The sequence below is a fragment of the Marinomonas phaeophyticola genome, from assembly GCF_026966905.1.
GTDB lineage: Bacteria > Pseudomonadota > Gammaproteobacteria > Pseudomonadales > Marinomonadaceae > Marinomonas > Marinomonas phaeophyticola.
The window spans coordinates 46,279-64,277 of the sequence record NZ_JAPUBN010000018.1 but is presented as its reverse complement, the minus strand read 5'-3'; the positions used below and the strand labels follow the sequence as shown (position 1 = coordinate 64,277).

Annotated in this window: 15 protein-coding genes and 4 tRNA genes; all 19 read left to right on the top strand. The window is 43.1% G+C overall.

Annotated features, from left to right (window positions below; all coding sequences use genetic code 11):
* Positions 1 to 12 precede the first annotated feature (12 nt).
* The 19 genes from O1D97_RS13165 to fusA all read left to right on the top strand — a co-directional run bounded on the left by O1D97_RS13165 (position 13) and on the right by fusA (position 17,997).
* Complete coding sequence (locus O1D97_RS13165) at positions 13 to 966, top strand: biotin--[acetyl-CoA-carboxylase] ligase (protein WP_269126224.1); 954 nt, start codon at positions 13 to 15, stop codon at positions 964 to 966.
* Positions 950 to 1,474 (top strand): type III pantothenate kinase, encoded by a 525-nt coding sequence (locus tag O1D97_RS13160; RefSeq protein WP_269126222.1) that lies wholly within the window; start codon positions 950 to 952, stop codon positions 1,472 to 1,474. Before O1D97_RS13165 ends, O1D97_RS13160 begins: the two co-directional genes overlap by 17 nt.
* Complete coding sequence (locus O1D97_RS13155) at positions 1,458 to 1,697, top strand: acetate and sugar kinases/Hsc70/actin family protein (RefSeq protein ID WP_269126221.1); 240 nt, start codon at positions 1,458 to 1,460, stop codon at positions 1,695 to 1,697. The genes O1D97_RS13160 and O1D97_RS13155 overlap by 17 nt, the downstream gene beginning before the upstream one ends.
* Positions 1,694 to 2,431: an SPOR domain-containing protein gene (locus O1D97_RS13150; protein ID WP_269126219.1), complete on the top strand. Its 738-nt coding sequence runs from the start codon at positions 1,694 to 1,696 to the stop codon at positions 2,429 to 2,431. Before O1D97_RS13155 ends, O1D97_RS13150 begins: the two co-directional genes overlap by 4 nt.
* Before the next feature lie 72 nt (positions 2,432 to 2,503).
* Positions 2,504 to 2,587 (top strand) — tRNA-Tyr (locus O1D97_RS13145).
* A 6-nt stretch (positions 2,588 to 2,593) separates the two neighbouring features.
* Positions 2,594 to 2,668: transfer RNA gene (locus tag O1D97_RS13140), tRNA-Gly, on the top strand.
* A 3-nt stretch (positions 2,669 to 2,671) separates the two neighbouring features.
* Positions 2,672 to 2,747 (top strand) — tRNA-Thr (locus tag O1D97_RS13135).
* 110 nt (positions 2,748 to 2,857) lie between these two features.
* Positions 2,858 to 2,933, top strand: a tRNA-Trp gene (locus O1D97_RS13130).
* Positions 2,934 to 2,970: 37 nt separating this feature from the next.
* Positions 2,971 to 3,339, top strand: a complete 369-nt coding sequence (gene secE / locus O1D97_RS13125; RefSeq protein WP_269126218.1) for a preprotein translocase subunit SecE — start codon at positions 2,971 to 2,973, stop codon at positions 3,337 to 3,339.
* Positions 3,340 to 3,348: 9 nt separating this feature from the next.
* Positions 3,349 to 3,882: a transcription termination/antitermination protein NusG gene (nusG, locus tag O1D97_RS13120; RefSeq protein ID WP_269126217.1), complete on the top strand. Its 534-nt coding sequence runs from the start codon at positions 3,349 to 3,351 to the stop codon at positions 3,880 to 3,882.
* 48 nt (positions 3,883 to 3,930) lie between these two features.
* A complete protein-coding gene (gene rplK, locus O1D97_RS13115; RefSeq protein WP_191601881.1) occupies positions 3,931 to 4,365 on the top strand; it encodes a 50S ribosomal protein L11 in 435 nt (144 codons plus the stop codon).
* A complete protein-coding gene (gene rplA, locus O1D97_RS13110) occupies positions 4,365 to 5,060 on the top strand; it encodes a 50S ribosomal protein L1 (RefSeq protein ID WP_269126213.1) in 696 nt (231 codons plus the stop codon). Before rplK ends, rplA begins: the two co-directional genes overlap by 1 nt.
* Positions 5,061 to 5,282: 222 nt before the next feature.
* Positions 5,283 to 5,783: a 50S ribosomal protein L10 gene (rplJ, locus tag O1D97_RS13105; RefSeq protein WP_269126211.1), complete on the top strand. Its 501-nt coding sequence runs from the start codon at positions 5,283 to 5,285 to the stop codon at positions 5,781 to 5,783.
* 76 nt (positions 5,784 to 5,859) lie between these two features.
* Entirely contained in the window at positions 5,860 to 6,231 is a 372-nt protein-coding gene (gene rplL, locus O1D97_RS13100; protein ID WP_269126209.1) for a 50S ribosomal protein L7/L12, read from the top strand.
* A gap of 189 nt (positions 6,232 to 6,420) precedes the next feature.
* Positions 6,421 to 10,524, top strand: coding sequence for a DNA-directed RNA polymerase subunit beta (gene rpoB, locus O1D97_RS13095; RefSeq protein ID WP_269126207.1), 4,104 nt, complete (start codon positions 6,421 to 6,423; stop codon positions 10,522 to 10,524).
* Positions 10,525 to 10,590: 66 nt separating this feature from the next.
* Positions 10,591 to 14,796 (top strand): DNA-directed RNA polymerase subunit beta', encoded by a 4,206-nt coding sequence (gene rpoC, locus O1D97_RS13090; RefSeq protein ID WP_269126205.1) that lies wholly within the window; start codon positions 10,591 to 10,593, stop codon positions 14,794 to 14,796.
* A gap of 138 nt (positions 14,797 to 14,934) precedes the next feature.
* Complete coding sequence (gene rpsL / locus O1D97_RS13085; protein WP_191601887.1) at positions 14,935 to 15,309, top strand: 30S ribosomal protein S12; 375 nt, start codon at positions 14,935 to 14,937, stop codon at positions 15,307 to 15,309.
* A gap of 102 nt (positions 15,310 to 15,411) precedes the next feature.
* Positions 15,412 to 15,885 carry a 30S ribosomal protein S7 gene (gene rpsG / locus O1D97_RS13080; RefSeq protein WP_191601888.1) on the top strand — a complete coding sequence of 158 codons (474 nt, stop codon included), beginning with the start codon at positions 15,412 to 15,414 and terminating at the stop codon, positions 15,883 to 15,885.
* Positions 15,886 to 15,903: 18 nt separating this feature from the next.
* Positions 15,904 to 17,997: an elongation factor G gene (gene fusA, locus O1D97_RS13075; RefSeq protein ID WP_269126203.1), complete on the top strand. Its 2,094-nt coding sequence runs from the start codon at positions 15,904 to 15,906 to the stop codon at positions 17,995 to 17,997.
* Positions 17,998 to 17,999 lie beyond the last annotated feature (2 nt).

Here is a 17,999-nt window from a genome sequence, read left to right as displayed (position 1 = left end):
AGGAGTTTGATTGTGCGAGACTTGTTGTTGTTATTAAGTGATAGTCAGTTCCATTCTGGTGAAGAGCTTGGTCAAAAGCTTGGCGTGACTCGGGCGGCTATCTGGAAAAAGTTAAAAAAATTACAGTCTATTGGTGTGCTGGTGCATTCAGTCAAGGGTAAAGGTTATCGGCTCCCTTCTGCTTTGGAGCTCTTAGATAAAGAAAAGATTCAGCAAACCGTTTCCTCAAATGACATTGCTATCCAAATTTGTTTTGAAACCGACTCCACTAATACTGAACTCAAGCGTCAAATAGAGCAAGGTCAAAGTTTACCTTTATTGGTTGTATCTGAAAAACAAACTCAAGGTAAAGGGCGTCGTGGGCGTCAATGGGAAGGCGGGGTTGCGCAAAATGTCATGCTCTCTTTTGGTTGGTGCTTTGAATCTGGAACAGGAGCGATAGAAGGGCTGAGCTTAGCGGTTGGGGTGGCTGTTGCGAGAGTTTTAGATACGTTAGGCGTTGCTGATATTGGTTTGAAATGGCCAAATGATATTCATATCAATAATCAAAAAATTTGTGGAATTCTGTTAGAAATGATTACTGACAGCGATGTTTGTCAGGTCATTATTGGCATTGGGTTAAATGTAAAAATGGCCCCTCAAGAGATGGCTTCTGTAGATCAACCTTGGACAGACTTACATTCATTGCTTGGGAGATCACCTAGTCGAAATTCAATCGTTGGATTGTTAGTGAATGAGCTGACGGCTATTTGTCAGTCTTTTGATCAGGGCAAAGGTCTGTCAGAGTTGGTTGATGAGTGGATCAAATACGATATTTTGATTGGGACTGAGGTTATGCTTCAATCCGCCAGCAAGAAAGAATTTGGCTTGGTAAAGGGGATTACTGAAAAAGGGGCACTGATTTTTGATGATGGGATAGAGGTTCGTCATATATATGGAGGTGAGGTTAGTGTTCGTAAACAATAATCATCCTACTGAGCGATGTGTATTAGTAATGGATGTTGGCAATACGTCAATAAAATGGGCGCTGTTTTTAAAAAATGACATAATTTGGCGGGGACGTGATCACGAGATTGATGATCATGCTTTTGAAGTTCATGCTGTTTATTTTGCTAGTGTGCGAGATGATTCAAATAATTTATTGTTGTTGGAAGAGGTTGGGAAGCGCTATCCGAATGCGAATGTGCTTGATCTGAAGGTAAGTGCGGTGGCTTGTGGTGTTGAAAATGCTTACAGTGAGCCACATCGTTTAGGTATTGATCGCTGGTTGGGGGTTCTGTATGTACATTCTCAGTATCAAGGAACGGTTGTCGTTGTAGATGCGGGAACGGCAGTGAAAATCGATGTGGTTAATAGTGATGGACGACATTTGGGAGGCTACATAGCACCCAGTAGTGACATGATGGAAAAAATCGTTGGTCTCGAATACCGGGCGGATCCGATATTCAGAAGCGGATATGACAAATACGTCTGAACTGCCTAGGAATACAGGGCAAGCGGTGCGTTTTGGTTGTAATGAAATGGTATTGGGCTTTATTGAGCGTATTGTTAGTCGTTACCCCTCCGCTAAATATGTATTTACAGGCGGGAATGGTGAAAGGATCATGGAGCAGTTAATGATTAATGAAACATTTGACCCTGATCTTGTATTGAAAGGTGCAAAGCTTCTTGGGGATGAACGGATATTAATGTCATGAAATGGTTATTCTTTTTTATATTTTTAGGTAATGTTGGTTTTTTTGCTTGGCATCAACTAGAGAATAGGAATGTGTCTGTTGTGAAAAAATCTATTTATGCGCCTCCGGTAAGTCAGAAGGTGGTTACTTTAAGTGAGTCGCTTCAGGAATTAAATGGTGAGGGTGACACTGCTCAGGCGCCTCAAGTTGAGATTAAGGATGATCTTGAAACACAGTTAGAGGCAATTGTGGAAGACGCTAATAACAAGCGCACTATTCGAGCCGCGGTGATGTCTGAATCATTTTGTCCTATTTTTGAGGTTGAAAAAGATCAAGATAGACAGTTGTTACTTGCAAAAATAAGAGAGTCTGGTTGGCGCTATCGCGATGTTGAGTTAAAGAAAAATAGTATTAAATATTGGTTGTATATATCGGCCCCAGAGACGAAAGAAGAGGCAACTGCGATTATTGCGGATTTAAAGCAGAAAAATATAGATAGTTTTAGAATTACACGAGGAGAAATGAAGAATCGGATCTCTTTAGGTTTATATTCGGTTGAAGGGACGGCGAAAGGCGAAGAAGCTCGCATTGAATCTTTGGTCGACTATCCTGTTGAAACATTTCAACATGAGAGGGTCGTTAGTCTATTAAAAATACAGTTTGTTGATAAAATAACCAGAGAGCAGTTGGAGTCGCTTAAAAATTGGTCAGAATTGAACAAGATGATGATAAAGTTAGAAAAAAATCCGTGTTAGCTATTGCATTTGATTTTTCTCCTCCTATAATTGCACTCACCTTTTGGGGTGCTGCAAATTTGCTGCGGTAGTGGAGGGGTTCCCGAGTGGCCAAAGGGAGCAGACTGTAAATCTGCCACGAAAGTTTCGGTGGTTCGAATCCACCTCCCTCCACCAATTAATGCGGGTATGGTATAGTGGCTATTACCTCAGCCTTCCAAGCTGAAGAGGCGGGTTCGATTCCCGCTACCCGCTCCAATTGCTCATGTAGCTCAGTTGGTAGAGCACACCCTTGGTAAGGGTGAGGTCGGCAGTTCAAATCTGCTCATGAGCTCCAGCTCTCAATTAGCAAACACGCAATATTTTTCAAATATTTGTTGTCTTTCTGGGTAGTTAATCTTGATTTACTTCTGGTAAGCGAGTATTATCTTTCGCCCATACGAATGTAGGCCAGTAGTTCAGCTGGTAGAGCGTCGGTCTCCAAAACCGAATGTCGGGGGTTCGAATCCCTCCTGGCCTGCCATTTTCGTACCTATATCTTAGCTAGGAATATCTTAAGTATGAGTTCAAATGCTGAAGCTCCAGAATCTCGTGGAGATGTATTTAAGTGGTTTTTTGTACTGCTATTGGTGACGGTAGGTATTGTTGGTAATAACTACTTTTCCGCAGAGTCGTTGCTTTACAGATTAATTGCTATATTGGCGTTAGCGGGTGTGGCTGGTTTTGTTGCGCTAAGCACCGTTAAAGGTAAGGCGTTTTCGGTAATGGCTCGAGAAGCTAAAACTGAAATTCGTCGAGTTGTTTGGCCAACCCGCCAAGAAACAATTCAAACGACTTTGATTGTTTTGGCAGTTGTTATTTTTATGTCTCTTGTGCTGTGGGGCATCGATTCCTTTTTGGGATGGGTTGTTTCTGCAGTAATAAGTTAGGAGTTGCACGTGGCGAAGCGTTGGTATGTTGTACATGCTTACTCAGGTTATGAAAAGCACGTAATGCGCTCTTTAACTGAGCGCATTGAAATAATGGGTATGCAAGAGCATTTTGGTGATATCTTGGTCCCAACCGAAGAAGTGGTTGAGATGCGAGATGGTAAAAAGCGCAAGAGTGAGCGTAAATTCTATCCTGGCTATGTTTTGGTTCAGATGGATATGAATGATGACTCTTGGCATTTGGTTAAAGGTACTGGCCGAGTTCTTGGTTTTATTGGTGGTACTGCTGACAAGCCTTCTCCTATTACAGAGAGAGAAGCGGATGCTATCTTGCAAAGAGTAAGTGATCGAGTTGATAATCCTCGTCCTAAGACTCTGTTTGAAGTGGGTGAGGTTGTTCGTGTTAATGAAGGGCCGTTTGCTGACTTTAATGGTGTTGTTGAAGAGGTGGATTACGATAAAAGCCGAATCAAAGTGGCGGTGCTTATATTTGGGCGCTCTACACCAGTTGATTTGGAATTTAGTCAGGTTGAGAAGGCCTGATTGTATTAACGGGTAGCCGTAAGGCAGAGACCCAATTGGAGTTAGAAAATGGCTAAGAAAGTCCAAGCTTATATCAAGCTACAAGTTAAAGCGGGTCAAGCGAACCCAAGTCCACCAGTTGGTCCAGCATTGGGTCAGCATGGTGTTAATATCATGGAGTTTTGTAAAGCTTTCAACGCGAAAACTCAAGGTGTTGAAGCCGGCTTACCAACCCCTGTTATTATTACAGTGTACAGTGACCGTAGTTTTACATTTGAAACCAAGTCTACTCCAGCGGCTGTGTTGCTTAAAAAAGCAGCCGGTTTGAAGAGTGGTTCACCACGTCCAAATACTCAGAAAGTAGGAACAGTTACTCGAGCTCAGCTTGAAGAGATTGCTACTGCTAAAGCGGCTGATTTGACAGCTTCTGATATGGATGCTGCTGTTCGTACTATCGCAGGTAGTGCGCGCGCTATGGGTCTTGATGTTGAGGGTGTGAACTAATGGCTAAGTTAACTAAGCGCGCTCGTTTGATCGCAGAAAAAGTAGAGTCTACTAAGCAGTATTCAATGGAAGAGGCTGTTGCTCTTCTAGCTGAACTTTCTACTGTTAAGTTCAAAGAATCAATTGATGTGTCAGTAAACTTGGGTGTTGATCCTCGTAAATCTGATCAGGTTGTTCGTGGTTCTACTGTTTTGCCAAATGGTACTGGTAAAGATGTTCGTGTGGCTGTGTTTGCGCAAGGTGCAAATGCTGAAGCTGCTACGGCTGCTGGTGCAGATGTTGTTGGTTTTGAAGATTTAGCTGAACAAGTTAAAGCGGGTAATTTGGATTTTGATGTGGTTATCGCATCTCCAGATGCTATGCGTATTGTTGGTCAGCTAGGTCAAATCTTAGGCCCTCGTGGTCTTATGCCTAACCCAAAAGTAGGTACTGTAACGCCTGATGTTGCCACAGCAGTTAAAAATGCTAAAGCAGGTCAAGCTCGTTACCGTACAGATAAAAACGGTATCATTCATGCAGGCGTTGGTTCTATCGACTTCTCTGCAGGTGCTGTTAAGGGTAATGTTGAAGCGTTGTTAGCTGACTTGCGTCGTGCGAAACCGGCTTCATCTAAAGGTGTTTACATGAAAAAAGTTACCTTGTCTTCTACAATGGGACCAGGTATACAGATTGATTTAGGTTCTTTAGAATTCTAAATCAAAACTTTGGGGTCTGGGTTGCGCTTAATTGTGTGGCTCAGGTCGTCAAAGACCGTAGGAATCTTTGGGTTTAATAGGGTATTGAAAAATATTCATCCTGCGCAGATGGTGTGGCCCGATTCAGATTAACTGGATCCAACTCACCAGTGAGTACTTCGAAATTTTTTCGGAGGGTTGGTAAATTAGGGGAGAGATCCCTGTTAATCCAGGAGAAAACCAGTGGCATTAGGTCTAGAAGACAAAAAAGCCATTGTCGCCGAAGTTAGCGAAGCTGCTAAAGTTGCGTTGTCTGCTGTTGTTGCTGATTCCCGCGGTGTTACCGTTGGAAACATGACAGCTCTACGTAAAGAAGCACGTGAAGCTGGTGTATATGTACGTGTAGTGCGTAATACATTAGCTCGCCGCGCGGTTGACGGTACTGACTTCGAATGCTTGAAAGACAGTTTTGTTGGTCCTACTCTTATTGCTTTTTCAAATGAACATCCAGGTGCGGCTGCTCGTTTGTTAAAGAAATTTGCGAAAGACAATGATGCGTTTGAAGTTAAAGCATTAGCCTTCAACGGTGAGTTGATGGCTGCTGGCGACATTGATCGTTTGGCTACTCTGCCTACGTACGACGAAGCTATTTCACGCTTGATGAGTGTTATTCAAGGTGCAACTAGTAAGTTTGTCCGTACTCTTGCAGCAGTTCGCGATCTAAAAGAGCAAGAAGCAGCGTAATATAAACGCTTCTATCTTGAATTTATTTGTTACATTGCCTTAAGGCAATATTGTTAAAATGCTAGGAATCTGAGTCATGGCTCTAACTAAAGAAGATATCATCAATGCAGTAGCAGAAATGTCTGTGATGGACGTTGTTGAACTAATTTCAGCAATGGAAGAAAAATTTGGCGTATCTGCAGCAGCGGCTACTGTTGCTGGTCCTGCAGGTGATGCAGGCGCTGCCGCTGAAGAACAAACTGAATTTGACGTTATTCTTACTGCTGCTGGCGATAAGAAAGTTAACGTGATTAAAGCTGTTCGTGCTGCTACAGGTTTAGGCCTTAAAGAAGCGAAAGGCTTAGTTGATAGCGCTCCTGGTGCTGTTAAAGAAGGCGTTTCTAAAGAAGATGCTGAAGCACTTAAAGCTGCTCTTGAAGAAGCTGGTGCATCTGTCGAAATCAAGTAATGATACTTGTATTTCCAGATTTCGACCAATAGTCGAAATGGCTGGTGACATGATTGTCACCGGCCTTTTTGGGTTTCTACAACCTAAATAAACATACAAAAGAATTTTCAAATGGAAGATTATGCTTCCATATTTGGTAAGGCCTGATTTGGGCCTTTTGCGTCAATGTGCACAATCTGGGGAATGCTGATGGCTTACTCATACACTGAGAGAAAACGTATCCGTAAGGATTTCGGTAAACTGCCGCCCGTTTTGGATGTGCCATACTTGCTGGCAATTCAGCTTGAATCCTACCGTAATTTTTTGCAAGAAGGTAAAGATCTTGCTGAGCGTGGGGAATTAGGTCTGCATGGGGCCTTTAAATCTGTCTTTCCAATGGTTAGCTTTTCGGGTAATGCGGCTCTTGAATATGTCGATTATCGTTTAGGTAAACCAGTGTTTGATGTTAAAGAGTGTCAATTGCGTGGTGTTACTTACGCAGCACCTTTACGTGTCCGTGTTCGACTCATTATTTATGATAAAGAGTCTTCTAACAAGGCAATCAAAGACATTCGCGAGCAAGAAGTCTACATGGGTGAAATTCCACTCATGACAGAAAATGGTACCTTTGTAATTAACGGCACTGAACGTGTAATCGTTTCTCAATTACACCGTTCACCAGGTGTTTTCTTCGACCATGACCGTGGCAAGACTCACTCATCTGGTAAATTGCTACATTCTGCTCGTGTTATTCCTTATCGTGGTTCATGGTTGGACTTCGAGTTTGATCCAAAGGATTGTGTTTTTGTTCGTATTGACCGTCGTCGTAAGTTACCAGTAACAATCTTACTGCGTGCTTTAGGGTTCAGTACAGAGCAAATCCTAGAGCAATTTTTTGAAACAACATCTTTCTATGTAAGTCGTGATGGCTTCGAGATGGAGTTGATTGCAAACCGCCTGCGTGGTGAAACGGCTTTATTTAATATTGCTGATGCAAATGGTGAGTTAATTGTAGAAGAAGGTCGTCGTATTACGGCTAAGCATATTCGTTTGATAGAAAAAGCGGGCTTAGAGCGATTGACGGTTCCTTTGGAATACTTGCTGGGTAAGGTTTCAGCGAAAAACTTAGTTCATCCTGCAACGGGTGAGTTAATCGCAGAGGCAAATACTGAGCTGTCTGTTGAGTTGTTGGAAGTGTTGGTTTCTGCTGGAATTACAGAAGTTGCAACATTGTTTACGAACGATCTGGATAATGGTCCATTTATTTCGGATACATTACGTATTGACCCAACAAACAATCAGCTTGAGGCATTGGTTGAAATATACCGTATGATGCGCCCAGGAGAGCCGCCAACAAAAGAGTCGGCAGAGAGCTTGTTCCAAGGGTTGTTCTTCACTGAAGATCGCTATGATCTTTCGGGTGTTGGTCGTATGAAATTTAACCGCCGTTTAGGGCGTGATGAAGATACTGGTTTGGGTATCTTGGATAATGACGACATCATCGCAGTGTTAAGAACCTTGCTAGACATTCGTAACGGTAATGGCATGGTCGATGATATCGATCATTTAGGTAACCGTCGCGTACGTTCTGTAGGTGAAATGGCTGAAAACCAATTCCGTGTTGGTTTGGTTCGTGTTGAAAGAGCTGTAAAAGAGCGTTTGTCAATGGCAGAGGCTGATGGCTTAATGCCACAGGATTTGTTAAATGCGAAGCCTGTTGCTGCTGCAATCAAAGAATTCTTTGGTTCTAGTCAGTTATCACAGTTTATGGACCAGAATAACCCGCTTTCTGAGATTACGCACAAACGTCGTGTTTCAGCATTAGGGCCTGGTGGTTTGACTCGTGAAAGAGCGGGCTTTGAGGTTCGAGATGTGCATGCGACTCACTATGGTCGTGTTTGCCCAATCGAAACGCCTGAGGGACCGAATATCGGTTTGATTAACTCTTTATCGACGTATGCTCGTACAAACAGTTATGGCTTCTTAGAGACTCCATACCGTAAGATTGTTGATGGCAAGATGACAGATGATACTGTTTATGTATCTGCTATTGATGAAGCGAAATACGTCATTGCCCAAGCATCTGCAAATGTGGATGGTGAAGGGCGTTTGGTTGATGAGTTGGTGCAGGTGCGTCACATGCATGAAACCACTTTGCTACCAAAAGAGAAAGTAAACTTGATGGACGTATCTCCACGTCAGGTTGTTTCTGTTGCGGCGTCATTGATTCCATTCCTTGAGCATGATGATGCGAACAGGGCCTTGATGGGATCAAACATGCAACGCCAAGCGGTTCCAACGTTGAAGGCAGATAAGCCTGTAGTTGGTACTGGTATGGAGCGTAATGTAGCAAAAGACTCTGGCGTTTGTATCGTTGCTCGTCGTGGTGGTGTTATTGAGTCTGTTGATGCAAGTCGTATTGTTGTACGTGTAAATACAGAAGAGACGGTCGCTGGTGAAGCGGGTGTGGATATTTACAATCTAACAAAATACGTTCGATCAAACCAAAATACCTGTATTAACCAGCGTACCTTGGTAATGAAGGGTGAGTCTGTTGCCTCTGGCGATATTATGGCCGATGGTCCTTCAGTTGATATGGGTGAGTTGGCATTAGGCCAAAACATGCGTATTGCTTTCATGCCTTGGAATGGTTTCAACTTCGAAGACTCGATTCTTGTGTCTGAGCGCGTAGTTGAAGAAGATCGCTTTACATCGATCCATATTCAAGAGCTTACTTGTGTCGCTCGTGATACTAAGCTTGGGCCTGAAGAAATTACCGCCGATATTCCTAATGTTGGTGAAGGTGCTTTGTCTAAATTGGATCAATCGGGCATTGTGTATATCGGTGCTGAAGTTGAGCCAGGTGATATTCTTGTTGGTAAAGTAACACCGAAAGGTGAGACTCAGTTGACTCCTGAAGAGAAGCTTTTGCGAGCTATCTTTGGTGAAAAGGCGTCTGATGTTAAAGATACCTCTCAGCGTGTTAAAACGGGTACTCGCGGTACAGTTATTGATGTGCAGGTGTTTACTCGTGACGGAATTGATAAAGATGAACGTGCGAAATCAATTGAGAAATCTCAGTTAGATCAAGTCCGTAAAGATTTAAATGAAGAATTCCGTATTGTTGAGCAAGCCACATTTGAGCGTTTGGCTGAAGCGTTAATTGGTCAGGTGGCTGATGGTGGTCCGGGCTTGGCGAAAAATGCTGTTATTGCTCAAGACTATCTTGATGCGTTGGATCACCCTGATTGGTTTAAGATCCGTGTTGCTGATGAAAGTGCAAGTGAGCAATTAGAAAAAGCTCAAGCCGCATTAGTAGAGCGTCGTAAAGAACTGGATGCGAAATTTGAAGATAAGAAACGTAAGCTTCAATCTGGTGATGATTTAGCTCCAGGTGTTCTTAAGATTGTTAAGGTCTACGTAGCAATTAAGCGCCGAATTCAGCCGGGTGATAAAATGGCCGGTCGTCATGGTAATAAGGGTGTAATCTCAAAAATTATGCCAGTTGAAGATATGCCATACGATGAGAACGGTGATCCAGTTGATATCGTGCTTAACCCATTAGGTGTTCCGTCTCGAATGAACGTTGGTCAGGTGCTAGAAACTCACTTAGGTGCAGCTTCTAAGGGCTTGGGTCGTAAAATAAACGAAATGCTTGCTGTAGAGCGTGAGAAGGCTGAAAAAGTAGCTGAAGTGCGTGCTTTCCTTGATGAAGTTTATAACGGACATGAAGGTAGTGTGCCTCGTTGTGCTCGTTCTGAAGAGCTAGACACTTTTTCTGATGAGGAAATTCTTCATCTTGCTGAGAACTTGAAAGGCGGTGTGCCGATGGCTTCTGGTGCGTTTGATGGCGCCAAAGAGATCGAAATTAAGCGTATGCTTCGCCTTGCTGGTATCAATGAAAGTGGCCAAATCACTTTGTTTAACGGACGTACGGGCGTAGCTTTCCAGCGACCTGTAACCGTAGGCTACATGTATATTTTGAAATTGAACCATTTGGTTGATGATAAAATGCATGCTCGTTCTACTGGTTCTTATAGTCTTGTTACGCAGCAGCCATTGGGCGGTAAAGCTCAATTCGGTGGTCAGCGTTTTGGTGAGATGGAAGTATGGGCGCTTGAAGCTTATGGTGCGGCTTATACTTTACAAGAAATGCTAACAGTTAAGTCTGATGACGTTAATGGTCGTACTAAGATGTATAAAAACATCGTAGATGGCGATCATAGAATGGAGCCAGGCATGCCAGAATCCTTCAACGTATTGGTGAAGGAAATTCGTTCTTTAGGTATCGACATCGAGCTTGAAAACGAATAAGAGCAATCACATTTGACCTGCTGGGGAAGGTGAACCTTCCTCAGCATTACGACGGGGCGAATATCCATGAAAGACTTATTAGGTCTTCTAAAGTCACAGGGGCAGTCAGACGAGTTCGAAGCGATTCGTATCGGTCTTGCGTCTCCAGACATGATACGTTCATGGTCTTTTGGCGAAGTTAAAAAGCCAGAGACTATTAACTATCGTACTTTCAAGCCAGAGCGTGATGGTTTGTTCTGTGCAAAAATCTTTGGTCCTATTAAGGATTATGAGTGCTTGTGCGGTAAATACAAGCGCTTGAAACACCGTGGTGTTATTTGTGAAAAATGTGGTGTAGAGGTAGCTCTGTCTAAAGTGCGTCGTGAACGTATGGGACATATTGAGCTTGCTTCACCAGTTGCTCACATTTGGTTTTTGAAATCGTTACCATCTCGTATTGGTCTTATCTTAGATATGACTTTGCGTGATATTGAACGAGTTTTGTACTTCGAATCTTTTATCGTTATTGATCCTGGTATGACAACCCTTGATAAAGGTCAGTTGTTAAACGATGAGCAATATTTTGAAGCGTTAGAAGAATTTGGTGATGAGTTTGATGCTCGCATGGGTGCTGAAGCAATTCAGATGCTATTGCGAGATCTTGACATGGGTGAAGAAATCACGCAAATGCGTGAAGAACTGAATTCGACTAATTCAGAAACTCGTATCAAAAAACTTTCTAAACGCCTTAAGTTGATTGAGGCATTTAATGCGTCTGGTAACAATCCTGAGTGGATGGTTCTAGAAGTATTGCCAGTACTACCGCCAGACCTTCGTCCGTTGGTTCCTCTTGAAGGTGGTCGATTCGCAACGTCTGATCTTAATGATCTTTATCGTCGTGTAATTAACCGTAATAACCGATTGAAGCGTCTACTTGAGTTGTCAGCTCCAGATATTATCGTACGTAATGAAAAACGTATGTTACAAGAATCTGTTGATGCTTTGCTTGATAATGGTCGTCGCGGTCGTGCAATTACAGGTTCGAATAAGCGTCCTTTGAAATCTCTCGCCGATATGATCAAAGGTAAGCAGGGTCGTTTCCGTCAAAACTTGTTGGGTAAACGTGTTGATTATTCTGGTCGTTCTGTAATTACAGTGGGTCCTTCTTTACGTTTGCATCAATGTGGTTTGCCTAAAAAAATGGCTCTAGAGCTATTTAAACCATTTATTTTCTCTAAATTAGAGCTTCGCGGAATGGCAACAACCATTAAGGCGGCGAAGAAAATGGTTGAGCGTGAAACGCCAGAAGTTTGGGATATTTTAGATGAAGTGATTCGTGAGCATCCGGTTATGTTAAACCGTGCACCAACACTTCACCGTTTAGGTATCCAAGCATTTGAGCCGATGTTGATTGAAGGTAAAGCGATTCAATTACACCCATTGGTATGTGCGGCTTATAACGCCGATTTCGATGGAGACCAAATGGCGGTTCACGTACCGTTAACAATTGAGGCTCAATTGGAAGCGCGTGCGCTAATGATGTCGACTAATAACATTTTGTCTCCTGCGAATGGTGAGCCGATCATTGTTCCTTCTCAGGATGTTGTATTAGGTTTGTACTACATGACTCGTGAGCGCATTAATGCTCGCGGTGAAGGCATGATGTTTGCAGATATTAAAGAAGTTCATCGTGCATATGGCGCTGGTCAAGTAGAACTTCATGCAACATGTAAAGTTCGTATCAGTCAAGTAGATACCACGTTGGAAGGTGAAAAAATACCATCCACATTTGTTGCGGACACAACAGTTGGTCGTGCATTATTGTTTGATATTGTTCCTGATGGCCTACCGTTCTCCGTTGTTAACCAAACAATGAAGAAAAAGGCGATTTCTAACCTAATTAACGAATGTTATCGTAAGGTTGGTTTGAAAGAGTCTTGTGTATTTGCGGATCAGTTGATGTATACCGGATTCCAGTATGCAACTGAATCTGGCTCATCTGTTGGTGTTGACGACTTCGTTATTCCACCAGAAAAGGCCGGTATCATTGATCAGGCCGAGGCTGAAGTTAAAGAAATCGAATATCAATATGCTGATGGTTTGGTAACACAGGGTGAAAAATACAACAAAGTAATTGATTTATGGTCTCGTACCAATGAGAAAGTTACTGAAGCCATGATGAAAAACTTGGCGAAAGAGTATGTTGTAAATAAAGCTGGAGAAACTGTTGAGCAACAATCGTTCAACTCAGTATATATGATGGCTGATTCCGGCGCCCGTGGTAGTGTTGCTCAGATGCGTCAGTTGGGTGGTATGCGTGGTTTGATGGCGAAACCAGATGGTTCTATCATCGAGACACCAATTACCGCTAACTTCCGTGAAGGCTTGTCGGTTCTTCAGTACTTTACGTCTACTCATGGTGCACGTAAAGGTTTGGCCGATACGGCGTTGAAAACGGCTAACTCAGGTTATTTGACGCGTCGTTTGGTTGATGTGGCGCAGGATCTTGTTGTTACTCAGGTTGACTGTGGTTCTCAAAATGGCTTAACCGTAAGTGCTATGATTGAGGGTGGTGATGTTGTTGTTCCTCTTGGTCAGCGTGTTCTAGGGCGTACGACATCTATCGATGTACTTGATTCTAAAGGCGATCTGATATTGCCGGCTGGCACACTAATTGACGAACACAATGTTCGTACAATTGAAGCGGCGGGTGTAGATGAAATGTTGGTTCGTTCTGTTATTACTTGTGATACTAAGCACGGAGTTTGTGCTAAGTGTTATGGTCGTGACTTGGCGCGCGGACATTTGGTCAATATCGGTGAAGCGATTGGTGTAGTTGCAGCCCAGTCTATCGGTGAGCCAGGGACACAGTTAACAATGCGTACCTTCCACATCGGTGGTGCGGCGTCTCGAGCGTCTGCAGTTGATAGTGTTCAAGTTAAAAACGGCGGTACAGTTCGTTTCCATAAGATGAAGATCATCCCTCGTGGAACGGGTCACTTAGTGGTTGCGTCTCGTTCTTCTGAATTGGCTATTGCGGATGACGCAGGTCGTGAAAAAGAGCGTTATAAACTGCCTTACGGTGCTGTATTAACTGTTAAAGAAGGTGATGAGGTTGTTGCAGGACAAGTAATTGCTAACTGGGACCCTCATACACACCCAATTGTTTCGGAGATGGAAGGTCGTCTAGAATTTAGCGGCATGCAGGAGGGCGTTACAATACGTCGTCAATCTGATGAAATGACTGGTTTGACAACAATTGAAGTATTGGAGCTGAAAGATCGACCTGCTGCGGGTAAGGATTTACGTCCAATGATTGCGGTTGTTGATGTTGAAGGTAATCCAGTTCTGATTCCGGGAACAGAATCTCCTGTACAATATTTGCTACCTGAGAAAGCACTATTAAGTCTTGATCATGGTGCAACCATCAAATCTGGTGAAGTACTTGCGCGTATTCCACAAGAATCGATTGGTAACAAAGATATTACCGGTGGTTTGCCGCGAGTAGCGGATTTATTTGAAGCCCGTCGCCCGAAAGATCCTGCTATAATGGCAGAAGCATCGGGTGTTGTGAGTTTCGGTAAAGAAACTAAAGGTAAGATTCGATTGATCATTATTCCACAAGATGGATCAGATCCAATTGAAACCTTGATCCCTAAATGGCGCCAAATCAACATCTTTGATGGTGAAGAAGTGTCACGTGGTGAGATTATTGCTGATGGCCCTTTAAACCCGCATGACATATTGCGTCTGCAGGGTGTTGAGGCTTTATCAGATTATATCGCTCTTGAGATTCAAGAGGTATACCGCTTACAAGGCGTTGTGATTAACGATAAGCATATTGAAGTTATTGTGAATCAGATGTTGCGTAAAGTTGATATCGTTGAGCCTGGAGATACTACGCTTATTCAGGGTGACCAAGTGGAGCTTACTCAAGTGCTTGAGGCAAATGAGAGGGCTGAAGCTGAGTCTCAATTCCCTGCTAAGTATGAACGAGTATTGCTTGGTATTACGAAAGCCTCTTTGGCTACTGAGTCATTTATTTCTGCAGCTTCTTTCCAAGAAACTACACGAGTATTGACGGAAGGTGCTGTCACGGGTAAGAAAGATTACCTAAGAGGTTTGAAAGAAAACGTTGTGGTTGGTCGACTTATTCCTGCAGGAACGGGCTTGGCTTATCACAGTGAACGCAAGCGTAAAAAAGAGCTTGCGGCAGCAGCGAAAGATGGTGGTAGTGTGACAGTTAGTGCTTCAGATGTTGAAGAAGCGCTAAGTGCAGCACTAAAAGACTAACTTTTCGTTCTTTATTGGTCAAGGAGGCGATTTTTTAGTCGCCTCCCTATTGACTGTTTTATAGGCGCAAATTAAACTTGCGCCTCCTTAATGTTGGCGATTTCCGCCAAGTGTATTGGATTCAGTGGAGCTTGTTTAATGGCAACCATTAACCAGTTGGTTCGTAAACCACGTAAACGTAAAGTGGCAAAGAGTGACGTACCTGCGTTACAGGCTTGTCCGCAACGCCGCGGTGTCTGCACACGCGTATATACTACTACACCTAAAAAGCCTAACTCGGCTTTGCGTAAAGTATGTCGTGTTCGCTTGACTAACGGCTTTGAAGTAACATCATACATCGGTGGTGAAGGTCACAACCTACAAGAACACAGCGTAGTGCTGATTCGTGGCGGTCGTGTAAAAGATTTACCAGGTGTTCGTTATCACACAGTTCGTGGTAGCTTAGATACTTCAGGCGTACAAAATCGTAAGCAAGGTCGTTCTAAGTACGGTACTAAACGTCCTAAGAAATAAGTATTTATTACTGTCTTAGAAAAGTACGTTTAGAAATAAATTAAATCGAGTAAGGCCAAGCCAGATATTCTTGTCTTGGGCTAACCTGAAGAGGATATAAATATGCCTAGAAGACGCGTCGTCGCTAAGCGTGAGATACTTCCTGATCCTAAGCACGGAAGTCAAGTTCTTGCAAAATTCATTAACCATGTAATGGTTAGTGGCAAGAAATCAGTTGCTGAGACAATTGTTTACACAGCTTTAGAAAAAGTTTCTGAGCGCGCAAAAACAGAAGAGCCAATGGCTATTTTTGAAAAAGCTTTAGAAGCGATCCAGCCTATGGTTGAGGTTAAATCTCGCCGTGTAGGTGGAGCAACATACCAAGTTCCTGTTGAAGTACGCCCTGCGCGTCGCTCAGCATTGGCTATGCGTTGGTTGGTTGATGCATCACGTAAGCGTGGTGAAAAATCAATGGCTTTGCGTTTGGCTGGCGAAATCGTAGATGCGGCTGAAAATAAAGGCTCTGCGGTTAAGAAACGTGAAGACGTTCATCGCATGGCTGAAGCAAACAAAGCATTCTCACACTACCGTTTCTAAGCGATCGGAGAGTATATCGTGGCACGTAAAACACCTATCAATCTATATCGCAATATTGGTATTTGTGCGCACGTGGATGCTGGTAAAACGACTACTACTGAGCGTGTTTTGTTCTATACAGGTCTATCTCATAAAATTGGTGAAGTGCATGATGGTGCAGCAACAATGGATTGGATGGAGCAAGAGCAAGAACGTGGTATTACCATAACTTCAGCGGCAACAACTTGCTTCTGGAGTGGTATGAGTAAGCAGTTTGAGCAACACCGCATTAATATCATTGATACGCCTGGGCATGTTGACTTTACTATTGAAGTTGAACGTTCTTTGCGGGTTCTTGATGGTGCGGTTGTTGTCTTGTGTGGTTCTTCAGGTGTTCAGCCTCAAACTGAAACTGTTTGGCGTCAAGCTAATAAGTATGAAGTTCCGCGCATGGTTTTTGTCAATAAAATGGACAGGACTGGCGCTGATTTCTTTATGGTTGTTGATCAACTGAAAAGTCGTTTAGGTGCGAATCCTGTACCAATTCAAATTAACATTGGCTCCGAAGATAATTTTCAAGGCGTTGTGGATTTGGTTTTGATGAAAGCCATTAAATGGAATGAAGAAGATCAAGGTATGACCTTTGTCTATGAAGATATTCCATCTGATTTGATTGATGAGGCGACTGAGTGGCATGAAAATATGGTGGAGGCGGCAGCTGAAGCTAATGATGAACTGATGGATAGGTACCTAGAAGAAGGGGATTTATCTGTTGATGATATTAAGGCAGGGCTTAGGGCTCGAACGCTTGCGAATGAGGTGGTCTTAGTAACATGCGGTTCTGCATTTAAGAATAAAGGTGTTCAGGCTGTTTTGGATGCGGTTGTTGAATATATGCCTTCACCGTTAGAGGTGAAACCTATTGATGGTTTATTAGAGGATGGAGAAACTCCTGTTCATCGCGAAGCCGATGATGATGCTCCGTTTTCTGCTCTGGCATTTAAAATTGCAACTGACCCATTTGTTGGGACATTAACTTTTATTCGTGTGTACTCAGGTGTTTTGGTGACAGGTGATGCAGTATATAACTCGACTAAATCTAAGCGAGAGCGTGTGGGCCGAATGGTGCAAATGCATGCAAATGATCGCGAAGAGATAAAAGAGGTGCGTGCTGGTGATATCGCAGCGGCAATTGGTATGAAAGACGTGACTACGGGAGATACTTTGTGTCATCCGGGGCATGTTGTGGTCTTGGAGCGTATGGAGTTTCCAGAGCCAGTGATATCTGTTGCTGTTGAACCTAGATCTCAAGCAGATCAGGATAAGATGGCGATTGCTTTGGGTAAATTGTCCCAAGAAGACCCATCTTTCCGAGTGGAGACTCATGCAGAGACTGGTCAAACTATTATTTCTGGAATGGGCGAGCTGCATTTAGATATTCTTGTTGAGCGAATGAAGCGCGAATTTAAAGTTGAGGCAAACATTGGTAACCCTCAAGTTTCTTATCGTGAAAAAATTCGTAAAGAAGTTGAAGTAAATCATAAATTTGTTCGTCAATCTGGTGGTAAAGGTCAGTACGGTCACGTTATTATGAAACTTATTCCGACTGATGGTGAGGGATTGGAGTTTATTAACGAGATTGTAGGTGGTGCTATTCCTAAGGAATATATCCCCGCAGTACAAAAAGGCATTGAAGAGCAAATGAAGAACGGCGTTATTGGAGGTTTTCCTTTATTGGGGCTGAAAGTGGTGTTGTTTGATGGTTCATTCCATGATGTTGACTCTAATGAGATGGCCTTTAAAATAGCAGCTTCTCAGGGTTTAAAAAAGGGTGCGGCGGAAGCTGATGCCTGTATTTTAGAGCCAGTTATGAAGGTAGAAGTTGTTACTCCTGAAGAATACATGGGTGATGTGATGGGTGACTTGAATCGTCGTCGAGGTATTGTTCAGGGAATGGAAGATTCCCCATCAGGGAAAATAATCCGAGCTGAGGTGCCTCTAGGCGAAATGTTCGGCTATGCAACTGATGTGCGTAGCTTGTCGCAAGGGCGTGCAAGTTATGCAATGGAATTTGAAAAATACGCTGAAGCACCGGCTAGTGTGGCAGATGCGATTATCAAATATGAATATTAATC